Source organism: Deltaproteobacteria bacterium (assembly GCA_019309545.1).
GTDB lineage: Bacteria > Desulfobacterota > Desulfobaccia > Desulfobaccales > Desulfobaccaceae > Desulfobacca_B.
Genome location: JAFDGA010000082.1, coordinates 1 through 3022 on the forward strand (window position 1 = coordinate 1; position 3022 = coordinate 3022).

Annotated in this window: 4 protein-coding genes; 3 read left to right on the forward strand and 1 reads right to left on the reverse strand. The window is 54.1% G+C overall.

The window, feature by feature from the left end; translation table 11 throughout:
• On the reverse strand, positions 1–422 hold a 422-nt coding region (locus JRG72_11740), incomplete at its 3' end, for an IS1 family transposase (protein ID MBW2135874.1).
• 382 nt (positions 423–804) lie between these two features.
• On the opposite strand from JRG72_11740, the gene JRG72_11745 reads away from it, so the two are divergent.
• The 3 genes from JRG72_11745 to JRG72_11755 all read left to right on the forward strand — a co-directional run.
• Entirely contained in the window at positions 805–1428 is a 624-nt protein-coding gene (locus JRG72_11745) for a TetR/AcrR family transcriptional regulator (protein MBW2135875.1), read from the forward strand.
• Positions 1429–1475: 47 nt separating this feature from the next.
• On the forward strand, positions 1476–2687 hold the full coding sequence (locus tag JRG72_11750; GenBank protein MBW2135876.1) for an efflux RND transporter periplasmic adaptor subunit: 1212 nt from the start codon (positions 1476–1478) through the stop codon (positions 2685–2687).
• A 12-nt stretch (positions 2688–2699) separates the two neighbouring features.
• Positions 2700–3022 (forward strand): efflux RND transporter permease subunit (locus JRG72_11755; protein MBW2135877.1); only part of this gene is annotated, 323 nt, incomplete at its 3' end.

Here is a 3022-nt window from a genome sequence, read left to right on the forward strand (position 1 = left end):
CTCACAGGTAACATGATCACGGCCACCCACCACCCAGGCGACACAACGCCGTGCGTCACGATCATAGGCTTTCCAGATCCAACACTTGTTTTTTTTGATTGCAGGAAATGCCACAGCTCATCCAGTTCCATCTCACGGATATCTTCCCGGACCTCCGGCTCAGGCAACGCCGCCGCGGCTCGGCGCACCCACTTGTAGACGCTGACGGCGGAGACCCCCAGCAGTTTCCCCAGCGTTCGATAACCGGCCTTGCCAAGGCTGTAAAGCAGGACAGTCAGGGCCTTGGTAGCTTCCGAGCGGCCGCGTTTGGGAGTGGCAGTAAAGTTGTAGCCGCAGGATCGGCACCGGTAACGCTGGAGCCCTCGCACAAACCCATGCTTAACAAACGAGGCACTGCCGCATCTCTTGCACGAAAGTCCCATAGGCCACCTCCTCATTGGGTTCAGGAGGCATTATAGCAGAAATTAATCAATTCACACAAAAAACTTGACACTCCCCATACCTTTTCCACATCATAGTCATCTTCCATCCGATCCTCCTGTTCTCACATTTTCACTTAGTCCATGCCTTATAAGCTTAGCATGCTGGCCGAAATCTGGGGGGAATTATAAACCTCTGTTCGGTTTTGAGGGATTCCTCACATTCGTTCAATCAAAATGGCAAATGCAAAATTTTGGTTGGAGAGAATTTTCAAGTTATCGCTTGACATCATAATGCTACGTTTTATAATAAGAATCTGACGTCACTTTATAGAATCTGAGGATTAATTCATAAAGACCCTTACCTATCCAAGGAGTCCGAATAATGCCAGGGAAGAAACTCTCCCGTCGGGAAAGAGAAAAACTCCGGCAACGGCGACAGTTGCTGGCCGCCGCTCAGGAGTCTTTCTCGGAGAGGGGGTACCATAATGTTTCCATGCACGAGATCGCCGAAAAGGCCGAGTTTGCCATCGGCACCATCTACAAGTTCTTCAGAAACAAGGAACACCTTTACAAATCCCTTATCAGGGAGCTAGCCGACAGCTTCCATGAAACTCTCTCCCAAGCCCTGGAAGCGGCGGATGACGAGATTGACCAATTACGCAATTACGTGATGGCCAAGAGCACCCTGTTTAAGGACAACATCTCCATTATTCGTCTCTATTTTGCTGAAACCCGGGGAGCCAGTTTTAATATCCGGGCCGGCCTGGACAGCGAGATTCGGGAACGATACGGCCTGTTTCTGCGGAAGCTGGCCTCGGTCTTTGAGCGCGGGATCCAAAAAAATCGGTTCAAAAAAATCGCTGACCCTTACCATTTGGCTGTAGCCTTAGACAGTCTTACCAACGCCTTCCTTTTTCTCTGGTTGGAGACGCCGGAGCAGCATCCTTATCCTGATAATCCGGACGTCATCCTGAATATTCTCTTCAAAGGGTTGGTTAATTCGTAATTATCTCCATCCGGTCGCGGTTACCATCGATACCTGGAGGCTCTCTGATGCATCTTAACGGCACTGTTTGTCAATTCCTAAAAAGGACTGTGGTCTTAGTGGTCCTGATCGGCGGGTTTTGGTCGGTGGGCTGCGAGCGCCGACAGCAATCCGCCCCGCCCCCGGTGCCGGAAGTGGCGACGGTGACGGTCCAACCTCAAAAGGTCGTGCTGACCACGGTATTGCCGGGTCGCACCTCTGCTTTTCGGATTGCCGAAATCCGGCCCCAGGTCAGCGGCCTGATCCAGAAACGCCTGTTTACCGAAGGTTCTATGGTCAAAGCTGGTCAGGTGCTCTATCAGATCGATCCTGCTCCCTTTCAGGCGGCGCTGGATAATGCCAAGGCCGCCCTGGGCAAGGCGGAGGCCAATCTGCCGGCGATTCGGTTGAGGGCCGAGCGCTACCGGGAATTGCTTGCCGACAAAGCGGTGAGCCAGCAGGAATACGATGATGCGGCTGCCGCCCTGAAACAGGCTAAGGCCGAGATCGAGTATTGGAAAGCACAGGTGAGGACCGCCCGAATCAATCTGGGCTACTGCCGCGTCAATGCCCCCATCACGGGGCGCATCGGCAAATCCAATGTAACCGAGGGCGCTATCGTAACGGCCTACCAGCCTCAGCCCTTAGCCACTATTCAACAATTAGATCCCGTTTACGTGGACGTGCCTCAATCCACCACCGAACTGCTGCGCCTAAAACGCCGCCTGGAAAAGGGCCATCTGAACCCAGACGGAAAAAAACAGAAAAAGGTCGGGCTCCTTTTAGAAGATGGTACGAAATTTCCTCTGGAGGGGACCCTCCAGTTCCGCGATATCACCGTGGACCCGACTACCGGCTCCGTCATCCTGCGGATTATTTTCCCCAATCCGGAAGGGGTTCTCCTGCCAGGCATGTTTGTCCGGGCGGTTATCAAAGAAGGCGTCAATGAACAGGCCCTCCTTGTCCCTCAACAGGCCGTGTCCCGGGATCGCAAGGGCAATCCCTTCGCGCTGCTGGTGGATGCCGAGGGCAAGGTTAAACAGCGGATGCTCACCCTTGACCGGGCCATCGGCGACCAATGGCTGGTCGCCTCCGGCCTTATTCCAGGCGAACAGGTCATTGTGGAGGGGATACAAAGGGTTCGGCCTGGGGTGGCCGTGAAGGCCGTTCCCTTCGAACCCGGTCGAAAAGAGGGTCTGAAACCTGAAAATGCGGCACCGCCGAGCGCAAAATCGAACTGACAGGGGCGCCTAATGCTATCGAGATTCTTTCTGGATCGTCCGGTCTTTGCCTGGGTCATCGCCATCGTCATGATGGTGGGAGGAGCGCTGGCGATTTACCGTATGCCCATCTCCCAGTATCCCGCCATGGCTCCCCCGTCGATTTATATTATGACCATGTATCCCGGGGCCTCGGCCGAGACCGTGGAAAACACCGTGACCCAGATCATCGAGCAGAAGATGACCGGGCTTGACAAGATGCTTTATATGTCGGCCACCAGTGACTCTTCAGGCATGTGCCGCATTGAATTAACTTTTGCCCCGGGGACTGATCCGGACCTCGCCTGGTCCAAAGT

Bases quoted from the DNA above. Each gene is read 5' to 3' on its own strand.
- JRG72_11745 (MBW2135875.1), top strand. From the start codon at position 805: ATGCCAGGGAAGAAACTCTCCCGTCGGGAAAGAGAAAAACTCCGGCAA.
- JRG72_11750 (MBW2135876.1), top strand. From the start codon at position 1,476: ATGCATCTTAACGGCACTGTTTGTCAATTCCTAAAAAGGACTGTGGTC.